Raw genomic sequence first — 20,412 nt, forward strand, 5'->3', positions numbered from 1 at the left:
CACCGAACCATCCAAGGAGACAGCCGTGGTCCACGAACGTGCCGGTCAGCCCGCGCAGCCCGAAGACCTGATCGACGTCGCGCACCTGGTGACGGCCTACTACACGGTGCAGCCGGATCCCGGCGACATCGACCAGCAGGTCAGCTTCGGCACCTCCGGGCACCGCGGCAGCGCGCTGGACGCCGCGTTCAACGAGGCCCACATCCTGGCGACCACCCAGGCGATCTGCGACTACCGCGCCAGCCAGGGGACCGACGGTCCGCTCTTCATCGGACGTGACACGCACGCGCTCTCGGAGCCGGCGTGGGCCAGCGCCCTGGAGGTCCTGGTGGCCAACGGCGTCGACGTCCGGGTGGACAGCGAGGACCGCTACACCCCCACGCCGGCGGTGAGCCTCGCCATACTCCGGGCCAACCGGGACAAGGACTCCGGTCTGGCCGACGGGATCGTGGTGACCCCCTCGCACAACCCCCCGCGCGACGGTGGTTTCAAATACAACCCGCCCAACGGTGGGCCGGCCGACACCGACGCCACGGGCTGGATCGCCGACCGCGCCAACGAGCTTCTGCACGCCGGGCTCGACGGCATCAAGCGCGTGTCGTTCGGTGAGGCGCGCGCGGCGGTCACCGACTATGACTTCAAGGGTGCGTATGTCGCGGCGCTGCCCGAGGTGATCGACCTCGACGCGATCCGCAGCGCCGGCATCCGCATCGGCGCGGACCCGCTCGGTGGTGCGGCCGTCGACTACTGGGGTGAGATCGCGCGGGTGCACGACCTGGACCTGACCGTGGTCAACCCCCTCGTCGACCCGACCTGGCGCTTCATGACGCTGGACTGGGACGGCAAGATCCGGATGGACTGCTCCTCCCGCCACGCGATGGCCAGCCTCATCGCCACCAAGGACGCCTTCCAGATCAGCACCGGCAACGACGCCGACGCCGACCGGCACGGCATCGTCACCCCCGACGGCGGCCTGATGAACCCCAACCACTATCTGGCCGTGGCCATCGACTATCTGTATGGCGGCGCGCGCCCCCACTGGCCCTCCACCGCCGCGATCGGCAAGACGTTGGTGTCGTCCTCGATGATCGACCGGGTCGCCGAGTCGCTGGGGCGTGAGCTGGTCGAGGTCCCGGTGGGCTTCAAGTGGTTCGTGCCCGGCCTGCTGGACGGCTCGATCGGCTTCGGCGGCGAGGAGTCGGCCGGCGCCTCGTTCCTGACCCGGGACGGCCACGTGTGGTCCACGGACAAGGACGGCATCATCCTGGCGCTGCTGGCCTCGGAGATGCTCGCGGTGACGGGCAAGACCCCGTCGCAGCGCTATGCCGAGCTGGTCGCCGAGCACGGCGACCCGGCCTATGCCCGCATCGACGCCCCTGCCGACCGGGAGCAGAAGGCCAAGCTCAAGAGCCTGAGCCCCAGCGACGTCACGGCGACCACGCTGGCCGGCGAGGAGATCACCGCGACCCTCACCGACGCCCCGGGCAACGGTGCGGCGATCGGCGGGCTGAAGGTGCAGACGGCGAGCGCGTGGTTCGCCGCCCGGCCCTCGGGCACCGAGGACGTCTACAAGATCTATGCCGAGTCGTTCCAGGGGCCCGAGCACCTCGCCCGTGTCCAGCAGGAGGCCCAGGCCCTCGTCGACAGCGCCCTCGGCGGCTGACTCGTCGGCGCGCCCGCGTCGGCCCCAGCGTTCACCTGCACGCTCCAGCCGACGACACGCCGACAGCAACCGGCCCCAGAGTGCACCTGCACGCTCCAGCCGGTGCGGCGGGCGATCAGAGCGCCGATGCGCGGGCGATCAGAGCGCCGGTGCGGCGGGCGATCAGAGCGCCGGCGCGCGGGCGATCAGAAAAGGGCGCTCATCAGCGACTGACGGGCCTTGGTCACGCGCGGGTCAGTCGAGCCGACGACATCGAACTGGCCGAGCAGGTGCTTGCGGACCCGGTCGCGGTCATCGCCTGCCGAGCGCCGGACCAGCTCGATGAGGCGCAGGAACGCGTCCTCGACGTGACCACCGACCAGATCCAGGTCCGAGGCGTTGAGCTGGGCGTCGACGTCTGAGGGGTCAGCAGCCGCAGCGGCACGGACCGAGGCAGGGTCCAGGTCGGTCGTGCGCCGCATCAGGTCAACCTGGCCGAGTCCCAGCCGGGCGTCCTCGTCCTTGGGGTTGTCCTTCAGCGCCTGCTCATAGGCCGCAACGGCAGCGTCCAGGTCGCCCTTGTCGATCGCCTCCAGCGCCTCCTGGTGCAGCGGCGGCAGCTCTGCCTCCTCTTCGCCCTCCCCCGCAGCCGGGGCCTGGGCCAGGTCGACGCGTCCGGTGATCCCGTTGGTCACGGCCGCGGACAGGAACTGCTCGACGATCTGGCGCACCTGCTCGATCGGCTGCACGCCGAGGAAGAACGGGACCGGCTGGCCCTGAAGCAGGCCGACGACCACCGGCAGGGCACTCACCTGGCCGAACGCCTCCTGGAGCACCGGCGAGAGAGCCTGCACGATGCCGGGGTTGGTGGCGATGTCGACCGCGGCGACCCGGAAGCGCCCCTCGTTGGCGATGGCCTCGTCCACAAGGGTCTGCACGAAGTCCACCGACTCCGGGACCTGGTCGGTGACTAGCACGAGCACCGCGGGCACGGTGGTGCTGCCGGTGACCAGGGCGTTGAACGTCGCGTCGGTGGCCTGCACCAGCACACCGTCGTCACCGGCGGCCGCAGCGCCTGCGCCGGCCTGCGCGCCGGGGCCGCCAGCAGCACTGCCACCGGGCGCACCACTGCCCGCGGGGGCAGCGGCACCGGGCTGTCCTGGCGCCGTGGGGCGTGGGCGGGACAGTGCCGAGAGGTCGACGGCACCGCGCAGGGCGGCATTGAGCGACTGGGAGGGCTGTGTCATGCCCCTATTGTCACCCGGTTGAGCCGCCGTCGAGCAACTCGCTGCTCACGACGACCACTGTGCGAGGTGAGGTCAGCCAGCCGCTGGGCTCCTGGGTGCGCCGAGACAGGGCCGCGAGCTCAGCTGCCAGAAGCGCTGACGACCTGCTCGCGAGCGGCGATGATCTCGGGGGCACCGCCGTCCGTGCGGATGTGCACGGCGAGGAAGACCAGCGTCTTCATCTTGGCGCTGTCCGTGATCGTGTCGTCGCCGGTGAGGTGGGTGAACGCCGTCGGAGGCTTGAGGATCATGCCGCTCTTGACGTCGAAGGCGCTGGTGCGCTCGAGCACCGGGAACATGATCGCCGAGCCGTCCTCCAGCTCGATGGTGCGCAGGGTGTCCGCGCGCAGCGCGTGCGTCGAGGTCATGGTCGCCTGCTCGCTGACGCTGGCAGCCTGGGCCTCGGTGGCCTTGCGCACCTGGGGGCCATAGTCGTTGGTCCGGAAGTCCGGCCGGTCCTCGGCAAACGGGTAGTCCAGGATCTCGAACAGCTTGTCCACGACACCGCTCGGATAGTTGCTGAGCTCACCGCGGGTGTCCCGCAGGATCGTCGAGCCCTCGGAGCGCGGGTCGAACGTGCCGACCTTCGTGCCGGCGAGCATCGGCGCGCTCCACCCGATCTTCCAGTTCTCGCCGCCGTCCTGGCTCACCATCAGGTGCAGCTCGGGCAGGCCGGACTCGGGCACGGACTGCACGACCATGAAGGCGGGTGACTCACCGTCGTCCCTGCTGATCGCCAGCACGTTGGCACCGGAGGGGGCATAGTCGATGACGGGCGTCAACCCGGCGTCGCGCAGGGTGGTCGCGGCCGTCGCTGCCAGCAGCTCAGAGCCGACGAACGCCTGCTCGTTGAGCTCGGCTGCCTCGTCGACGTCCACGACCTGCGAGTCGGCGGCGGTCCTCATCAGCTGGGCCGCGACGCTCTCAGCCTCCTCCACAGAGATGACACCGGCGCCCGCGGCAGGGGCGGTGATCTTGCCGTCGTCGGTGGAGGTGGCGGCGTCACCGGTCGCAGTGCTCGCATCACCCGTGGTGGGGGCGGCGTCACCGGTGCTCGTGGCGTTGTCGCCAGTCCCGCCGGTCGTCGAGGTCGAGTCATCGGCCCCGTCGGCGGCGGTGGTCGACGAGACGGAGTCGGTGCTCTCGGTGTCGTCGGAGTCGGTGCACGCAGAGAGCACCAGGGATGAGGAGAGGGCAAGCGCGAGCGCAGCATGTGACAACTTCATAACGAAATGGTAAACCTAGGACAGGCAGGGTCACCTAATCGTCAAGCGGGCCGCAGAGGGTATGCCGAGGGTCCGGCGAGCACTCCTGAGCACGTCAAAGGGGTGATGAAGGACTCACCTGTGAGTTCCCTGGCAACGTCGCTCCAAGGCCGTTTTTGGCCACGATCCACCTGCGATCGCGTGATAGGCGCCCGCCTGCAGGCGTGCACGACCGCGCTGAATCAGAAGCGGGCCGGCTCCCGATAGACGCCCCACTCATCGCGCAGGGCGTTGCAGATCTCGCCCAGCGTCGCCTCGGCACGGACCGCCTCGAGCATGCTCGGGATCATGTTCTCGTCGCTGCGTGCGGCCGACAGCATCGCGTCGAGGGCCGTCTGCACCCGGCCCATGTCGCGCTCCTCGCGCCGGCGACCCAGCAGGCTCACCTGGTCGCGCTCGACCTCGTGGCTGACCCGCAGGATCTCCAGCTCGTGGCTCACCGACTCGGTGTGCACGTTGACGCCGACGATCTTCTTCAGCCCCTTCTCCAAGGCGATCTGGTATTCGAAGGCAGAGTCGGCGATCTCGGACTGGAACCAGCCGTCCTCGATGCCGCGCAGGATGCCGCTGGTCATCGGACCGATCGGGTGGTCGACGGTGCCGTCGGCTCTGGGGGTGCGACCGCGCTCCCCCATGCGGCGGATGGTCTCGAAGATCTTCTCCGCCTCGGCCTCGATGCGATCGGTGAGCTCCTCGACATACCAGGACCCACCGAGCGGGTCGGCCACGTTGGCGACCCCGGTCTCCTCCATGAGCACCTGCTGGGTGCGCAGCGCGACCTCGGCCGACTGCTCGGTCGGCAGCGCCAGGGTCTCGTCGAGCGCGTTGGTGTGCAGCGAGTTGGTTCCTCCCAGGACTGCTGCGAGCGCCTCGACCGCGGTGCGCACCACGTTGTTGAGCGGCTGCTGGGCGGTGAGGGAGACGCCGGCGGTCTGGGTGTGGAAGCGCAGCCACTGCGCCCGCTCGTCGGTGGCTCCATAGATGTCGCGCAGCCAGCGCGCCCAGATCCGTCGGGCGGCGCGGAACTTGGCGATCTCCTCGAAGAAGTCGAGGTGGGAGTCGAAGAAGAACGACAGGCCGGGGGCGAACTTGTTGACGTCCATGCCACGGGACAGGCCCAGCTCGACATAGCCGAACCCGTCAGCCAGCGTGAAGGCCAGCTCCTGCGCGGCCGTCGACCCTGCCTCGCGGATGTGATAGCCGGAGACGGACAACGGCTTGTAGTCCGGGATGTTCTCGGAGGTGTACTCCATCAGGTCGCCGATCAGGCGCAGGTGCGGCTCCGGCGGGAACAGCCACTCCTTCTGCGCGATGTACTCCTTGAAGATGTCGGTCTGCAGGGTCCCGTTGAGACCGCTGATGTCGACTCCCTGGCGCTCGGCCGCCACGAGATACATGCAGAAGACCGGCACGGCCGGGCCGCTGATCGTCATCGAGGTCGTCACGTCGGACAGCGTGATGTCGGAGAAGAGGATGTCCATGTCGGAGGCGGAGTCGATGGCCACGCCGCAGTGCCCGACCTCGCCCAGGCTCTGCGTCTCGTCCGAGTCGCGCCCCATCAGGGTCGGCATGTCGAACGCCACCGAGAGGCCACCGCCCCCGCGGGCCAGGATCATCTTGTAACGCTCGTTGGTCTGCTGCGCGTTGCCGAAGCCCGCGAACTGCCGGATCGTCCAGGTGCGCCCGCGATAGCCCGTGGGATAGAGACCTCGGGTGAACGGGTAGGACCCGGGCCAGCCGATGCGCTCCATCCGCTCGTCGGCCGCCTCGGCCTCGGCGCTCGGGCCATAGACCGGCTCGACGGCCATGCCGGACAGGGTCGTGAAGTCGGCGTCGCGGACCCGCCCCTTGGCTACGGCGGCGTCGAAGCGCTGCTGCCAGCGGTCGCGGCCGGAGGTGGTCTCGGGGACAGCACTGTCGCTCATGGTGCCTAGGCTACTCGCCGCCGACAGCATCGCGGTCGCGAGTGCGCACACCGTCACGGTTGGCCGGCCCGCTGACCACCCGCTCCACGCCGCGGTAGGCCAGCACGAGGCCGCAGAGCACGACCGTGACGTGCAGCAGGAGGGCCAGGGCGACACCGGTGATCACGCCCGCGCGCCAGTGCCTGCCCCAGGTCAGCCCGAGCAGCACCGGGATGCCGACCGCACCCACGCCACCCTGCAGCAGCTCGCGCCACCACACGTGCTCGCCCATCCACGGCAGCACGTCCCACACGTCGAGCAGGTCGAGGGTGGCCAGGGTCCCCAGCACCACGATCGCCGCCAGCACTCCCACGAGCAGAATCCGGGTCAGCAACCGCCGGGAGTGCCACATCGTGGTGAGCGTGACCGCCGCCCACATCAGCCACGCCCGCACCCGGCCGGTGCCCAGACCGATCATCGCCTCCCGGAAGACGAGGTCGGCCTCCGCGCGGTCGAACGGCTCCCCGTCGCGCCCGAGGGCAGGGCCGATGAAGGCACCGGGACGGGTGATCGCATCGTGCAGGACGGCCGCGGGCAGGAAGTCACCGCTCTTGGGCACCAGCCAGGTGAACAGCGCCGGCACCGAGGCCAGGTCGGTGGTGAACCGGCGCAGGTCAGCGGGCACCACGAAGCACTCCTCGTAGTGACGGCTGCAGAAGCCGATCTTGCGCAGCAGGTGGAAGTCGCGTCCGTCGACGCTGCGCAGCTCCAGGCGCAGCGGCCCACCCTCCTCAGCGTCGAAGAACTCCACCATGACTGCTCTAGTGACGCACCATGCGCAGCTCGACCAGTCCGTCTTCACGGTCGGTCGCCCTGGCGCCGTCGAGCCGGAAGTTGTTGCGTTCATAGAAGCGGATCGCCCGGTCGTTGCCCTCGGCGACCCACAGGTATGCCGACCGCTCACCCAGGACCTGCACCATCAGTTCCTGGGCCACCCCGGTGCCGAGGTGGTCGGAGACCACGTTGATCGCCCACAGCTGGGTGTCGGTGGGGGCATCCTCCTGCTCCCGGGCGGGCCCGACGCTGATGAACCCCACCAGCTGGTCGGCATGCTCCGCCACTGCGACGTGCTCACCGTTGGGGTGGTGCCCGTCAGGGCCCATCTGCTCCATCCGCCTGGCCCAGCCACTGGCGAACCGTTGCGGGGTCAGGGCGGCGAAGGCGTCGTCGTCCATCAGGCCGACGTAGGCCTCGCGCCACACCTGGCAGTGCAAGGCGCCCAGGGCGTCCACATCCTCGACCCTCGGTGGCCGGATGACGTATGCCGACTCCTCCTCAACCATGTCCCCCAACCTACGGCCAAACACCGACAGTGGCCATGAGCCACTCAGGACAGTGTCGTCAGAGGGCGGCGACGATGTCGTCGGCCGCGGCATACGGGTCCGTGGTCCCGGCCACCACCTGCTCGGCGACCGACTCCAGGTCCTGCCCGTCCCCGAGCCCGCCCATGCGCGAGCGCAGCCTGGCCAGCGCGATGGCCTCGATCTCGGCGCCCGCGCGGCGCACCCGGCGCCGGTGCAGCTCGCCGTCGGCCATCCACTCCCGGTGCTTATCGAGCGCCTCGAGCACCTCCTCGACACCCTCGTGCCGGTCCGCGATGGTCTTGACCACCGGCGGGCGCCACAGCCCGGGCTCGGTGCGGTCCCCCAGGCTGATCATGTGCCGGATCTCGCGAACCGTGTTGTCGGCACCATCTCGATCGGCCTTATTGACCACGAAGACATCACCCACCTCGAGGATGCCGGCCTTGGCGGCCTGCACCCCGTCGCCCATGCCAGGAGCCAGCAGCACCATGGTGGTGTCGGCCAGCCCGGCGATCTCGACCTCGCTCTGACCCACGCCGACCGTCTCGACCAGGATCACGTCGCACCCGGCGGCATCCAGCACGCGCAGCGCCTGGGGCGTGGTCCAGGACAGGCCGCCGAGGTGCCCGCGGCTGGCCATCGAGCGGATATAGACCTCCGGGTCCAGGGCGTGGTCGCTCATCCGGATCCGGTCGCCGAGCAGCGCCCCGCCGGAGAACGGCGAGGACGGGTCGACGGCCAGCACCCCGATCCGCAGACCACGGCCACGCAGCCCCGCGACCAGCATCGAGGTGCTGGTCGACTTGCCGACCCCCGGGCTCCCGGTGAGGCCGACGACATAGGCGTGACCGGTGTGCGGTGCGAGGGCAGCCATCACCTCGCGCAGGGCGGGGTCATGGTTCTCGACGAGGGTGATCAGGCGCGCAACGGCGCGCGCCGAGCCCGTCCTGGCCGCCTCGACCAGGACGGGCACGTCGACGTCACGACGCCGCATGTGCGCGGACTCAGGCCTTGCTCGGCACGCGGACGATCAGGGCATCGCCCTGCCCGCCGCCGCCGCACAGGGCCGCGGCCCCGGTGCCGCCTCCGCGGCGACCCAGCTCCAGGGCGAGGGTCAGGACCAGGCGCGCACCCGACATACCGATCGGGTGGCCGAGCGCGATGGCGCCGCCGTGGGGGTTGACCCGCTCCGGGTCCAGGCCGAGCTGCTTGCTGGCGGCCAGGCCGACCGCGGCAAACGCCTCGTTGATCTCGACGACGTCGAGGTCGGTGGGCTCGATGCCCTCCTTCTTGCAGGCGGCCACGATGGCGTTGGCGGGCTGGCTCTGCAGGCTGGAGTCAGGGCCGGCGACGACGCCGTGCGCACCGATCTCGGCGATCCACTCCAGCCCGAGCTGCTGGGCCTTGGCCTTGCTCATCACCACGACCGCGGCTGCACCATCAGAGATCTGTGAGGCGCTGCCGGCGGTGATGGTGCCGTCCTTGGAGAACGCGGGACGCAGCTTGCTCAGGGACTCGGTGGTCGTGTCGGCGCGGATGCCCTCGTCGGTGCGGAAGTCAACCGGGTCGCCCTTGCGCTGCGGCACCGGCACGCTGACGACCTCGTCATCAAACACGCCGTCCTCCCACGCCTTCGCGGCCAGCTGGTGGCTGCGGGCGGAGAAGGCGTCCTGCTCCTCGCGGCTGAACTCCTGGTCAGCGACGTTGGCGGCCTCGGTCAGGTTGCCCATCGACTGGTAGGTGAAGACGTCCCACAGACCGTCATAAGCCATGTGGTCGCGCATCGTGACGTCGCCATACTTAAAGCCGGCGCGGCTCTTCTCCAGCAGGTGCGGGGCGTTGGTCATCGACTCCTGCCCACCGGCGACGACCACCTCGAACTCGCCGGCGCGGATCAGCTGGTCGGCCAGCGCGATGGCATCCAGACCGGAGAGGCAGACCTTGTTGATGGTCAGGGCGGGCACATCCATCGGGATGCCACCCTTGACCGCGGCCTGACGAGCCGGGATCTGGCCCACCCCGGCGGTGAGCACCTGGCCCATGATCACGTAGTCGACCTGATCTCCGGAGACACCGGCCTTCTCGAGCGCGCCCTTGATCGCGAAACCACCCAGGTCAGCGCCGGAGAAGTCCTTCAGACCACCGGACATGCGACCCATCGGGGTGCGTGCACCAGCCACGATGACCGACACAGGGGCACCCGAGGGGGTGGGGTTTGTGGCGTCAGCAGTTGCGGTCATGGGGTCCTCCAGCGACATCGGTGGTGCACAACAGGTCTTCTCCTCATCCTAACGAGCACGGGACGGTCTCTATGCCCGGGCCATCACTGCGAGGTCAGCACTGGACTGAGCCGCTGGTCGTCACCGCACATACACTCCGGGCATGACCTTCCTGCGCACCGCGGCCCGCATCGCCCTCGGCGCCGCGATGGTCGGTGCCGGGATCGCACACCTGACCATCCAGCGCCGCGAGTTCCAGGCCCAGGTGCCGGAGTGGTTCCCGCTCGATGAGGACCTCACGGTGGTCGGCTCGGGGGTGATGGAGATCGCGCTGGGCGCCTCGTTCATCGCGCTGCCCCGGCACCAGCGGCTCATCGGTGGGCTGCTCGCGGCGTTCTATGTCGTGATCTTCCCCGGCAACATCGCCCAGTACCTGGAAGGGACCGATGCCTTCGGGCTGGACACCGACGGCAAGCGGCTCGGGCGGCTGTTCTTCCAGCCGCTCCTGGTGCTCTGGGCGCTGTATGGCGGAGGCTGGCCGCGCCGCAACCGCGAGAGCCGCGAGCCGGTCGGGTCAGAGTAGGCCACGGCACCCTTGACCGGGTCCGGACCGTCGAGTGACGGCATTGCGACCTGGCTTGTGTCAGGCGCTCACGGGCCAATGGCCCTGCAGGTGCCTGACACAGTCAGCCGCTCGTGCGGTCCAGCTCCTGGAGCAGCTCGTGCGCCGCGAGCTCGACGTCCTTGTGGCGCCACTGCGCGGCCCGGAACACGCAGGCGATGAGCGCGGACCGGTGCACCCGCCGGAAGTCGCCGAACCCGAAGGCATAGCGCGCCTTCGTCTCGCCGGTCGCCCCCTCCGTCAGACCCAGGTGCCAGCCGGCGTAGTCGTCCCACGAGTGCCGCTCCAGGTAGGCGTTCTGGGCTGCGGCATCCGGCTGCACCTCGTTCCACTCGCTGTCCAGGACATACTGCCGCGCGGCGATGAGCTCGCGGCACCGGGTCACTCCCGCCTCGTTGACTGCATAGGTGGCCATGGGACCAGCCTGCTCCCTCGCCAGCACCGCCGCACGCGCACAACCCCGTTGCACGCGTGGTGACCAGCCGGGACCGAGAGGCTGCACCTACCCGGTAGGGTCATCGAACGCGTCCAGCTCCTCCAGCGCCGCCTCCCACCGTGCCCGCCGCTCATCTGCATCCTGCTCCCACCATGGCGTGCCCCGCTCCCCCAGCCCGTGCTTGGCCAGGTCGACCCGCCGCCGCGCCGGAGCCGGGTCTTGGTCCGCCAGGCGTAGCGCACGGACCGACGAGCGCCCGCGACCCAGGTGGGACAGCAGACGCTGCGCGACCTTGGGTGGCAACGCCGGGTCCTGGCGGCGCCAGCGGCGGCCGTCGACGACCAACCAGCGCTCATCCGCTGCGGAAGCACCGCTGGACTCGACCATGGCATCGCCCCCTCACAGTTGGTTGTCCCAGGAAGTATGCCGCGCGGCGCATACGCTGAGTCCGTGGACAAGGACGCGATTGAGCAGATGCGCCAGAAGGTGGCCCAGATGTCTCCGGACGAGCTCAAGTCTGCCGTGGCGAGCATCCTCGGTGGTGGGCTGGCAGATCTGGTGGACGCGCGGCATACTCCGCCGTTGCCCACGGTGCCCGACGCCCCGGCCGTGCCGTGCGCGCTGACAGTGCGCACCGATATCGACGAGACGAGCCCGCCGGTCTGGCGACGGCTGGTGCTGCGCGGCGACCTGACGCTGGACCGGGTGCACGAGGTCATCCAGACCGCCTTCGGGTGGGCGGACAGCCACCTGCACCGGTTCTGGCCGGGGCCGGACAAGCAGCTCTGGCGCGGCCCCTACTTCCTCACCAGGTATGACGTCGACGAGGGTGAGGAGGGCATCCTGGAGGTCGACGTGCGGCTTGACCAGGTGTTGCGCGACCCCGGGGACCGGCTCTTCTACACCTACGACTTTGGCGACGACTGGACGCACACGATGCGGCTGGAGTCGGTGGACCCCCTGGCGGACACCGCCCCGCCAGCCGTGTGCACCGCAGGCCGCCGTGCCGGACCGCTGGAGGACAGCGGTGGTCCGCCCGGTCACAACGAGCTCGTGGCGGCCCACCGGACCGACCCGTCGCTGGCCGGGCTCGAGGACTATCTGCGCGACTGGGTGCCCGCGGGTTGGGACCCCGCCGAGTTCGACGCCGAGGAGGTGACCCGACAACTGTCGGTCGTCGGCCTGGCCCCGGAGGAGGTGCTCGCCTCTCTCGCTGGCGACGAGGGGGTGGACTGGCCGGTGTCGCTGGAAGGCCTGCTTGGCCTGGCGCCGCCAGCTGTGACCACCCAGCTCGCCCAGCTCTGTGCGCGGGCACGCACCGAGCACGAGGCCGAGCTGACCGCAGAGGACCTGACGGCGATCACCAAGCCCTACCGATATCTGGTGGAGCTCGCCGGCGATGACGGGATCCCGCTCACCGGCGCCGGGTGGATGAAACCGAGCCATGTCGAGCAGATCTACCGCGAGCTCGAGTTCGACGCGGAGTGGATCGGCAAGGGCAACCGCGAGGACCAGACGATGCCCATCGCCCAGCTGCGCGCGATGTGCCAGCAGCTTGGTCTGCTGCGCAAGCACAAGGAGCGACTGCTGCAGACCAGGCTCGCCCGGTCGCTGAGCTCGGACGATGACTACCTGACCGCGATCGCGTCCCGCCTGCTGCACGACAAGCACCCCTACCAGCGGGCCACCCTCGCCCTGTTCGCGATGTTCACCGCCGCGACAGGCAAGGCCGTGTCCGACCACGTCGACCCAGTCGCCGAGTTGCTCACGGCGTGCGGCCTGCGCACCGGCCCGCACGGGGTGGACCGGCGCGACGTGCTGGAGAACGTTCGGCCGCTCTGGTGCACCCTGCGCAGCGCCACCGGGCGCACCTTCCGCGACCGGGATGACCCCCTGCCCGGGGACCACCGCGCGGTCGCGCTGGCGCGGGCAGCACTCTGGCCGCACCCACCGACGACGTCCTAGACGCGTGTCGGATCCTGCTCAGCGGAAGGCGTTCGAGAGCCAGAGGCGGACATACTGACTCCATGCCGGACGACTTCGTCATCGCCCGCAACCCCGAGGAGGGCACGACGCTGCCCTACCTCCTGCGGATCCCGTGGGGGCCGGAGGGTGTGGTGCTGAAGGCCAAGGAGATGTGGCCGCGCACGGGCAAGGTCTACTGCCACCGCGCGGTCGGGTGGCCGCGTGACCCGGACATCATCGAGCAGGTGCCGGTGCGGTCCTGCGTGCGACGTGGCGCGAGCATCGACCTGGTGCTGGACCGGGGTCGGGAGAACCGCTCGCAGTTCGTGCTGACGCGGATCCGCGGAGGTCGCGAGGCGATCTTCTGGCAGACCGCGCGCATCACCAAGCAGGCCCGGCCGGCCGTGTCGATCCCGACCGCCCGCGGCTCGGGGGTGGCCGGGCTGGAGATCGTCGTGGACAGCCACGAGCGTTATGCCTGGAAGTTCGAGCACCAACAGGTCACCACCGTGCGGCGGGCGCTGCGGGCCGGGGACTACGGCGTGCTGGACGATGACCGGCTGCTGGCCTCGGTCGAGCGCAAGTCGCTGCAGGACCTCGTAGCCACGCTGACCAGCGGGAAGATGCGCTATGTGCTGGCCGACCTGGCGTCGCTGCCGTCCGCCGCGGTGGTGGTGGAGGACAGGTACTCCTCGGTCTTCAAGCTAGACCGGGTGCGTCCGGCTGTCGTCGCCGACTCCCTCGGCGAGTGTCACGCCCGCTTCCCCTCGGTGCCGATCGTGTTCTGTGAGACGCGGGCGCTGGCGCAGGAGTGGACCTATCGCTTCCTGGCAGCCGCCCTCGTCCACCACGGCGAGGAGGCTCACGTCGCGACCGAGGCCTCCGACCTGCCGTCAGCCACTCCCGCGAGCAGCGCCGAGATCCGGGAGTGGGCGCGGGCCCAGGGACTCACGGTCTCTGCCCGGGGTCGGATGAGTGCCGAGGTGCTGGACGCGTTCGCGCGACGGAGCCAGTGAGCCGCTGGTCGTCCACAGGCCGTCCTCGCAGTGTCAGTCCGGCGTCATACCCTGTGCTGTGACCGGAGCCAGGGAGGGATGCGGATGAGCCAGAACCCACGTGACCGCACGCCCTTCGTCGCTCCCGCCTGGGTGCTCGAGCTCAGCGGTGAGGACCTGGCGGAGATCTTCGGGCCGACAACTCTCAGCCGCGGGCACACCTACCAGCGCCAGGGGCGGGTCCACGCGCTGCGAGTCATGGACGACGAGCTGACCGCCCTCATCCAGGGCACGCACCCCTACCGGGCGGTCGTGGCCTGGGACCCGTTCGAAGATGCGCTCCCGGAAGACATCTCGACCGACTGCACCTGCCCGGTGGGCGACGCGTGCAAGCACGCGGCCGCCACGATCCTCGAGGCGCAGGCCATGGCGGCCAGACCGCCAGGACCGGCGGCAATCCCTGCGGCGGGCCAGGTCCTGCCCCTGCCCCACCGCTCAGCCCCGGCCCCCAGCTGGGAGGACCTCCTCGCGCCGGTGGTCGCCGAGGTCCAGCCGTCTCCGGCCGTCCAGACGTCGGCCGTCCCGCTGGCGCTGCACCTCGAGGCGAGCCGCAACACCACCAGGTTCGGCAGCGAGGAGCTGCGGCTGACGATGCGCCCGATGATCCGCGGAGCCTCGGGCGCCTGGATCAAGACCGGCTTCTCCTGGTCCGACCTGCAGCACCCCGACCACGGTCGCCGGAACGACCCGCGGCAGCGGAGCGCGCTCACCGCCCTGCTGCGCGCCCACCAGGCACGTGCCCCCCAGTGGCACCGGCTTGCCGACACGATCGGCGCCGACGCTCTCGGGCCCGCCCTGTGGCCGCTATTGCGCGACGTCGAGCAGTCCGGCGTCGCGTTGGTCACCGGCTACCAGGGCAAGGAGCGGGTGCACCTGCGGCCTTCGCCGGTGGAGTTCGTCCTCGACGTGACCCGCAGCGCCGGCGGACAGCTCCTGGTGCGCCCCGTCGTGGACCTGCCTGGTGCCGACGGGCTGGAGCTGCTCGGCACACCGGCCCACGGCCTGGTGGCCAAGGAGCGTGCCGAGCTGCACCTGGCTGCCCTGGCGCGGCCGCTCACTCCCGCCCTGACCAGGTTGCTGCACGCCCGTGAGCTGGCGGTTCCCGAGGCGGATGCGGAGCGCTTCCTCACCCACTACTACCCCGCCCTGCGCCAGCAGGCGACGCTGCGCTCCTCCGACGGCAGCGTCGAGCTCCCGGAGATCGGGCCACCACGGCTGGGGCTGGAGGTGCGCTTCCTCGACAACCACGTCACCAAGTTGACCTGGACTTTTCGGTATGCCGTGGGCCAGCAGGTCCACGCCCTCCCCCTGCTCCGGGGCACCGAGGCGCAGAGCCAGGTCGTGCGCGACCTGGTCCGCGAGGAGGAGCTGCTCGCCAGCCTCGACGTGCTCGACGGGGCGCCCGGGCTGCGTGTCTCGCTGGCGGGCAGGAGCCGGCTCGGGGTGGTCATCGACCCGGTGCTGCGTGGGTGGGCCACGGTGCAGCTCGTCCGCAACGTGCTGCCGGGCCTGCAGGAACGGGACGATGTCGACATCACGCTGATCGGTGAGCCGCTCACCTACACCGAGGCGGACGAGGCGCCGCTGGTGGAGGTCTCGACCCAGGACCTCGACGAGGACGACCTGCCGTCGGGGGCGGACGGCATACGAGAGGTCAGTCCGGACACGCAGGACTGGTTCGGCCTGGGCATCAAGGTCTCCGTGGGCGGGCAGCCGGTCCCGCTGTCCACCCTGCTGACGGCGCTGGCACGCGGCGAGGAGCAGCTCCTCCTGCCGGACGGGACGTGGTTCTCCCTTGACGTGCCCGAGTTGCACGCGTTGCGCCGGATCGTGGAGGAGGCCCGAGCCCTGCAGGACGAGGACCGGGGCGAGAGCCTGCGGATCAACCGCTACCAGGCCGGGCTGTGGGAGGAGCTGGTCAGCCTCGGGGTGGTGGCCGAGCAGAGCGAGCGGTGGCAGCGCACGGTCGGTGACCTGTTGTCGCTGGATGAGCTCCCGCACCCCGAGCCGCCAGCCGGGCTGACGGCGACGCTGCGCGACTACCAGCTCGACGGCTATCAGTGGCTCTCCTTCCTGTGGGAGCACGAGCTCGGCGGGATCCTGGCCGACGACATGGGCCTGGGCAAGACGGTCCAGGTGCTGGCCGCGGCCGAGCGGGCCCGCGAGCAGGGGCTGCTGAGCCCGGGGCGGCCGCTGCTCGTCGTCGCGCCCACGAGTGTGGTCGGGGCGTGGGTGCGCGAGGCCGAGCGGTTCACACCGGGTCTGCGGGTGGTGGCGCTGACCGAGACGGTGCGGCGCAGCGCCCGCCCACTGGCCGACACGATCGCCGGGGCGCACATCGTGGTCACCTCCTATGCGCTGATGCGCATCGACGAGCAGCACCTGACACCTGTGACGTGGAGCGCGGTGGTGCTGGACGAGGCGCAGGCGGTCAAAAACCACCGCTCGCGCACTTACCAGGCGGCTCGCAACCTGCGGGCACCGGTGAAGTTCGCGGTGACCGGCACCCCGCTGGAGAACTCCCTGATGGACCTGTGGTCGCTGCTGTCGATCTCGGCGCCGGGCCTGTTCTCCTCCCCGCAGCGCTTCGGCGAGGTCTATCGCAAGCCGATCGAGTCCGGCAGCTCTCCTGAGCTGCTGGGCACTCTGCGCCGCCGGGTCCGGCCGCTGATGCTGCGCCGGACCAAGGAGGCCGTGGCCACCGACCTGCCGCCCAAGATCGAGCAGGTGCTGCCGGTCACGCTGAACAGCGCCCACCGGCGCATCTATGACACGCACCTGCAGCGCGAGCGACAACGCATCCTCGGGCTACTGGGGGACGTCGACCGCAACCGCATCGCGATCCTCAGCGCCCTGACCAAGCTTCGGCAGCTCAGCCTCGACGTGCACCTGGTGGTGCCCGATGCCCCGGCGTCAGTGCGCCCCAGCAAGGTCGACGTCCTCATCGAGCAGCTCGTGGAGGTCGCTGCCGAGGGGCACCGCTGCCTGGTGTTCAGCCAGTTCACCCGCTTCCTGAAGGTCGTCCGCGAGCGCCTGGCCGCCGAGGGGATCGGCCACGTCTATCTGGACGGCCGCACCCGGGACCGTCCGCGCCGGGTGGCGGAGTTCACCGACGGTGACGACCCGGTGTTCCTGATCAGTCTCAAGGCCGGCGGCTCCGGGCTGACCCTGACCGAGGCCGACTACGTCTTCGTCCTCGACCCGTGGTGGAACCCGGCGGTGGAGGCCCAGGCCGTGGACCGCACGCACCGCATCGGTCAGGACCGCACGGTCATGGTCTATCGCTTGGTCGCCGAGGACACCATCGAGGAGAAGGTCGTCGCCCTCCAGGAGAGGAAGCGCGACCTGTTCGCCAAGGTCGTTGACGAGGGCGGGCTGATGGGCGCCCCGCTGTCAGCCGATGACATCCGGGGACTCCTCGAAGGCTGATACACATGAAGGTGCATGATGGTGTAGTGACCAGGACGAACATCGATCTGGACGACGAGCTCGTGGCGGCGGTGATGGCCCGTTATCGGTTGGAGTCCAAGCGCTCGGCGGTCGACTTCGCCCTGCGGCAGCTCGTGCGGGAGCCGCTGTCGCTCGAGGAGATCCTCGCAATGCGCGGCAGTGGCATCGAGGTGGACAACGAGGAGATCGAGGGCGACTGGACGGCTGACGAGTGATCGTCGACACCTCGGTCTGGATCGAGTTCCTGAGGCCAGGTCGATCATCCGCCGGTGACCATCTCGAGTCGCTGATCAGACGTCGCGAGCGCCTTGTCGTCCCTGAGACCGTGCTGATGGAGCTTCTCAGCAGCACCACCGACGAGACTGCCGCCGCCCGCCAGCGCCGGATGCTTGAGTCCTTCGAGATCGCACCGCTCGAACCGGTCGTCGACTCCCTGGCCGCTGCGCGTCTGCAGCGACAGTGCCGTCGCAGCGGCGAGGCAGTGCGCAACCTTGGCGACTGCTTGATCGCCGCCGTGGCACTGCGGCTAGCGATCCCCGTGCTGCACCGCGACCGAGATTTCGAGGCGCTCAGGACTCACTGCGGCGTGGAGACAGTCTCCCTGCTCCCGGCCTGACCTGATCGCGGTCAGCGGAAGGCGGCCTGACCGGTCAGCGCCTGGCCAATCACCAACTGGTGGATCTCGGAGGTGCCCTCATAGGTGAGGACCGACTCCAGGTTGTTGGCGTGCCGCAGGACGGGGTGCTCCAGGGTGATCCCGGCGGCTCCGAGGATGGTGCGCGTCTCGCGGGCGATCGCGATGGCCTCGCGGACGTTGTTGAGCTTGCCCAGGCTCACCTGGTCGGAGGTCAGCGTGCCCTCGTCCTTGAGCCGCCCCAGGTGCAGGGCCAGCAGCATGCCCTTGCCGAGCTCGAGGGTCATGTCCGCCAGCTTGGCCTGGGTGAGCTGGTAGGCCGCCAGCGGCTTGTCGAAGATCTGGCGCTCCCCGGCATACCGGATTGCGGTCTCGAGGCAGTCGCGGGCCGCGCCCAGGGAACCGAAGATGATGCCGAAGCGTGCCTCGGTGAGGCAGGACAGCGGGCCGGACAGGCCCTTGGCGTCCGGCAGCATCGCCGAGGCGGGCAGCCGGACGTTGTCCAGGACGAGCTCGCTGGTGACCGACGCGCGCAGGGACAGCTTCTTGGTGATCTCGGGGGCGGAGAAGCCCGGTGTGTCGGTGGGGACGACGAAGCCGCGGACGCCCTCCTCGGTCTGCGCCCACACCACGGCCACGTCGGCTACCGAGCCGTTGGTGATCCACATCTTGGTGCCGGTCAGCACCCAGTCCTCGCCCGAGCGGGTGGCGCGGGTGCGCATCCCTGCCGGGTTGGACCCGAAGTCCGGCTCGGTGAGGCCGAAGCACCCGATGGCCTCACCGGCGGCCATCCGCGGCAGCCACTCCTGCTTCTGCTCCTCCGAGCCGTGCTGCCAGATCGCGAACATCGCCAGCGAGCCCTGCACGCTGACCAGGGACCGCAGGCCGGAGTCACCCGCCTCCAGCTCCAGACAGGCCAGGCCGTATGCCGTGGCATTGGTCCCGGCGCAGCCGTATCCCTCGAGGTGCATCCCTAGCAGTCCGAGCTTGCCGAGCTCGGGGGCGAGCTCACGCACCGGCACGGTCCCGGCCTCATACCAGTCGGCGATCTCCGGCCGGATGCGGTCGTCGACGAAGCGGCGCACGGTGTCGCGGATCGCGCGGTCCTCATCGGAGATGAGGAGATCGGTGCCGAACAGGGCGAGCGGGTGCGTGGGGGGCTTGGGCTGGGCCATGGCGGGTTCTCCCTCGGGACTCGAACGAACCTAACAGCCCCGTCGCTGCACTCGCACTACGCCACCAGCCCCAACCCGCAGTCCCGCGACCTAGGCAGACGGCCTGACTGGGTGCGGGTAGTCCGCCTCGCGGTCCTGGAACGTCAGGATGTTGGGGTTGCGGATCACGCCGTCCTGGATCTCGATGGCGCGGTCGATGGTCGGCTCGGCAGCCCAGGCCTGCGGGCCGGACAGCACCGTGCGCAGGTGCGGCAGCAGCGCCTCGCTGTTGACCCACGTCGCCGAGTCCCAGAAGTAGGACGGCGTGTGGTCGACGGCGTAGTAGGTGATGTTGTCGCCCACCACGAAGGTCGGGTCCTCAAACGACGTCGGCCGGGCCCAGCTGAACCCCATGCCCTCATCGCACGACACGTCGACGATGAGGCTGCCCGGCCGGAAGGCGCTGAGCTCCTCCTCGCGCAGGAACGTCCAGGGCGCCTCCGTGTCCTGCAGGACGCAGTTGACGACGATGTCGTTGTCCGCCAGATAGCTCGAGAGCGGGACCCGGCCGTCGTTGGTCACGACCCGCGTCTGCGAAGGGTCGTCGTCATCGTGGTCGAGGTGCACGATCTGCACCGAGTGGATCGGTGAGGCGACGGCGGCGACCTTGCGGGCCGTGAGCACCCGGACGTCGTCGATGCCCTGCGCGCTCAGCGCCGTCACCGCCCCGCGGGCCGTGGCGCCGAAGCCGATGACGACGGCGCGCAGCTTGCGGCCGTAGGTGCCGGTCCGGCCCAGCAGGGCAAGCGCGTGCAGGACCGAGCTGTAGCCGGCCAGCTCGTTGTTGAGGTGGAACACGTGCAGCAGGAAGCTGCCGTCCCGGGCCCAGTGGTTCATCGCCTCGAAGGCGATCAGCGTCAGCCGGCGGTCGATCGCCTCCTGGGTGAGGACGGGGTCCTGCACGCAGTGCGGCCATCCCCAGACGATCTGCCCGTCGCGCAGCTCCGCCAGGTCCTCGGCCTGCACCTTGGGCAGCAGGATCACGTCGCACTCGACGATCAGTCGGGCCCGGGTGCGGACCCCGCCGAGGGCGCCGGCCAGCGTCTCGTCTGAGACACCGAACGGCAGGCCGTAGCCCTCCTCGACGAAGATCTGGGAGCGCAGCTCCGGGTCGATGGAGTCGACGTGCTCGGGGTGGATCGGGAGTCGGTGCTCGTTCTCCTTGCGGGAGCGAGCCATCACTCCGAGGGTCAACAGGGGACTGGCGTCAGCGCTTCTTGCCATGCAGCGCAGTCTCGATCCCTGTCGACTCTGCTTCCTTGGCCCTCTTGTCGGCCCGCTTCTCCTTGATGGACTTGCCGGACTTCTTGGTGAGCGAGTTGCGTGGTGACTTGTCGGACATATTCAGCCCCTTGA

The 20,412-nt window shown here is 69.9% G+C and carries 19 protein-coding genes; 7 read left to right on the forward strand and 12 right to left on the reverse strand.

The window, feature by feature from the left end:
* Window positions 1–25 precede the first annotated feature (25 nt).
* Window positions 26–1,663 (forward strand): phosphoglucomutase (alpha-D-glucose-1,6-bisphosphate-dependent), encoded by a 1,638-nt coding sequence (pgm, locus tag NF557_RS13495; protein ID WP_252620043.1) that lies wholly within the window; start codon window positions 26–28, stop codon window positions 1,661–1,663.
* A 185-nt stretch (window positions 1,664–1,848) separates the two neighbouring features.
* On the opposite strand, the gene NF557_RS13500 is transcribed toward pgm, so the two are convergent.
* The 7 genes from NF557_RS13500 to NF557_RS13530 form a co-directional block, all read right to left on the reverse strand.
* Window positions 1,849–2,889, reverse strand: coding sequence for a tetratricopeptide repeat protein (locus NF557_RS13500; protein ID WP_252620044.1), 1,041 nt, complete (start codon window positions 2,887–2,889; stop codon window positions 1,849–1,851).
* A gap of 119 nt (window positions 2,890–3,008) precedes the next feature.
* Entirely contained in the window at window positions 3,009–4,154 is a 1,146-nt protein-coding gene (locus tag NF557_RS13505) for a hypothetical protein (protein WP_252620045.1), read from the reverse strand.
* A 221-nt stretch (window positions 4,155–4,375) separates the two neighbouring features.
* Window positions 4,376–6,118, reverse strand: a complete 1,743-nt coding sequence (gene icmA / locus NF557_RS13510) for a coenzyme B12-dependent isobutyryl-CoA mutase large subunit (protein ID WP_252620046.1) — start codon at window positions 6,116–6,118, stop codon at window positions 4,376–4,378.
* Window positions 6,119–6,128: 10 nt separating this feature from the next.
* Window positions 6,129–6,911, reverse strand: coding sequence for a DUF1353 domain-containing protein (locus tag NF557_RS13515; protein WP_252620047.1), 783 nt, complete (start codon window positions 6,909–6,911; stop codon window positions 6,129–6,131).
* A 7-nt stretch (window positions 6,912–6,918) separates the two neighbouring features.
* Window positions 6,919–7,440, reverse strand: coding sequence for a GNAT family N-acetyltransferase (locus tag NF557_RS13520; protein ID WP_252620048.1), 522 nt, complete (start codon window positions 7,438–7,440; stop codon window positions 6,919–6,921).
* Window positions 7,441–7,498: 58 nt separating this feature from the next.
* Window positions 7,499–8,455 carry a methylmalonyl Co-A mutase-associated GTPase MeaB gene (gene meaB, locus NF557_RS13525; RefSeq protein ID WP_252620049.1) on the reverse strand — a complete coding sequence of 319 codons (957 nt, stop codon included), beginning with the start codon at window positions 8,453–8,455 and terminating at the stop codon, window positions 7,499–7,501.
* 10 nt (window positions 8,456–8,465) lie between these two features.
* On the reverse strand, window positions 8,466–9,701 hold the full coding sequence (locus NF557_RS13530) for an acetyl-CoA C-acetyltransferase (RefSeq protein WP_252620050.1): 1,236 nt from the start codon (window positions 9,699–9,701) through the stop codon (window positions 8,466–8,468).
* A gap of 142 nt (window positions 9,702–9,843) precedes the next feature.
* Between NF557_RS13530 and NF557_RS13535 the strand changes: the two genes are divergently transcribed.
* Window positions 9,844–10,263, forward strand: a complete 420-nt coding sequence (locus NF557_RS13535; RefSeq protein ID WP_252620051.1) for a DoxX family protein — start codon at window positions 9,844–9,846, stop codon at window positions 10,261–10,263.
* A 103-nt stretch (window positions 10,264–10,366) separates the two neighbouring features.
* On the opposite strand, the gene NF557_RS13540 is transcribed toward NF557_RS13535, so the two are convergent.
* The gene (locus NF557_RS13540; protein WP_252620052.1) at window positions 10,367–10,717 is read right to left on the reverse strand and encodes a hypothetical protein; all 351 of its coding nucleotides are present in this window, start codon (window positions 10,715–10,717) and stop codon (window positions 10,367–10,369) included.
* An 87-nt stretch (window positions 10,718–10,804) separates the two neighbouring features.
* Entirely contained in the window at window positions 10,805–11,125 is a 321-nt protein-coding gene (locus NF557_RS13545) for a 2-polyprenylphenol hydroxylase (RefSeq protein WP_252620053.1), read from the reverse strand.
* Between the two features lie 63 nt (window positions 11,126–11,188).
* Between NF557_RS13545 and NF557_RS13550 the strand changes: the two genes are divergently transcribed.
* From NF557_RS13550 to vapC, 5 genes are all read left to right on the forward strand, one after another.
* Window positions 11,189–12,703, forward strand: a complete 1,515-nt coding sequence (locus NF557_RS13550) for a plasmid pRiA4b ORF-3 family protein (RefSeq protein WP_252620054.1) — start codon at window positions 11,189–11,191, stop codon at window positions 12,701–12,703.
* Between the two features lie 62 nt (window positions 12,704–12,765).
* Window positions 12,766–13,719, forward strand: a complete 954-nt coding sequence (locus NF557_RS13555) for an Lsr2 family DNA-binding protein (protein WP_252620055.1) — start codon at window positions 12,766–12,768, stop codon at window positions 13,717–13,719.
* A gap of 84 nt (window positions 13,720–13,803) precedes the next feature.
* Window positions 13,804–17,187 carry a DEAD/DEAH box helicase gene (locus NF557_RS13560; RefSeq protein WP_252620056.1) on the forward strand — a complete coding sequence of 1,128 codons (3,384 nt, stop codon included), beginning with the start codon at window positions 13,804–13,806 and terminating at the stop codon, window positions 17,185–17,187.
* 26 nt (window positions 17,188–17,213) lie between these two features.
* A complete protein-coding gene (locus NF557_RS13565; RefSeq protein WP_252620057.1) occupies window positions 17,214–17,423 on the forward strand; it encodes a type II toxin-antitoxin system VapB family antitoxin in 210 nt (69 codons plus the stop codon).
* Window positions 17,420–17,824, forward strand: a complete 405-nt coding sequence (gene vapC / locus NF557_RS13570) for a type II toxin-antitoxin system VapC family toxin (RefSeq protein WP_252620058.1) — start codon at window positions 17,420–17,422, stop codon at window positions 17,822–17,824. Before NF557_RS13565 ends, vapC begins: the two co-directional genes overlap by 4 nt.
* 11 nt (window positions 17,825–17,835) lie before the next feature.
* Here vapC and NF557_RS13575 read toward each other — a convergent pair whose 3' ends face one another.
* From NF557_RS13575 to NF557_RS17615, 3 genes are all read right to left on the reverse strand, one after another.
* Entirely contained in the window at window positions 17,836–19,017 is a 1,182-nt protein-coding gene (locus tag NF557_RS13575) for an acyl-CoA dehydrogenase family protein (protein WP_252620059.1), read from the reverse strand.
* 90 nt (window positions 19,018–19,107) lie between these two features.
* The gene (locus tag NF557_RS13580; RefSeq protein WP_252620060.1) at window positions 19,108–20,280 is read right to left on the reverse strand and encodes a N(5)-(carboxyethyl)ornithine synthase; all 1,173 of its coding nucleotides are present in this window, start codon (window positions 20,278–20,280) and stop codon (window positions 19,108–19,110) included.
* The gene (locus NF557_RS17615; protein ID WP_256842133.1) at window positions 20,264–20,398 is read right to left on the reverse strand and encodes a hypothetical protein; all 135 of its coding nucleotides are present in this window, start codon (window positions 20,396–20,398) and stop codon (window positions 20,264–20,266) included. The genes NF557_RS13580 and NF557_RS17615 overlap by 17 nt, the downstream gene beginning before the upstream one ends.
* Window positions 20,399–20,412 lie beyond the last annotated feature (14 nt).

It is taken from the genome of Ornithinimicrobium cryptoxanthini (genome assembly GCF_023923205.1).
Lineage (GTDB): Bacteria > Actinomycetota > Actinomycetes > Actinomycetales > Dermatophilaceae > Ornithinicoccus > Ornithinicoccus cryptoxanthini.